We start from the raw sequence: 685 nt of genomic DNA, 5'->3' as shown, positions 1-685 counted from the left end.
AAAACTTTCCACACCCTCAAAGATCTCATCGTTGTAGGTGCCAACGGTCACCGTCATGCCCGTCGCATCACCCGGAATATCGAGGTTACCACCGTTACTGATCGGGAAGGATTGAGGGCCGTTACTGTCGGTGTAACTCACGGTGAGGCTACCATTGGCTAAGAAGTCCGCCATCTCTGCCGTCAACGGTTCATCGACATCGAGCGTAAAGACATAGTTCAAGGTGCCATCGACTTCTTTATCGAGGGACACATCAAACTGAGCTGGATTGCCTTCGACCACTTGGCCAGCATCGCTCACGGTGAGCACTGGTGTGTCATTATTAACTTCACCGCCATCGTCTATGATGGTTGCGTCGCCGCTATCACTGAGGTTGAGTGCTTCATTGTTATCACCGATGCTACCCATTACTGTGACATCGAGTTCAAAGCTTTCCACACCTTCAAAGATGTCGTCATTGAAGGTGCCAACGGTCACCGTCATGCCTGTCGCATCACCCGGTATATCGAGGTTACCGCCATTACTGATTACGAACGTTTGAGGGCCATTACTGTCGGTGTAACTCACGGTTAACTCGCCGTTATCAAGGAAGTCGGCCATTTCTGCAGTCAACGGGTCGTCGACATCAAGCGTAAAGACGTAGTTCAAGGTGCCATCGACTTCTTTATCGAGGGACACATCAAAC

At 50.5% G+C, this 685-nt stretch carries 1 pseudogene; it reads right to left on the bottom strand.

Annotation, left to right across the window (positions count from 1 at the left end):
• Window positions 1-685, bottom strand: a pseudogene (locus tag ELS82_RS26595) (hypothetical protein); the annotation flags it as partial.

Origin of the sequence: Vibrio ouci, assembly GCF_004551525.1 — a bacterium.
Lineage (GTDB): Bacteria > Pseudomonadota > Gammaproteobacteria > Enterobacterales > Vibrionaceae > Vibrio > Vibrio ouci.
The sequence above is the reverse complement of the archived record's forward strand: the minus strand, read 5'-3'. Positions and strand labels throughout refer to the sequence as shown.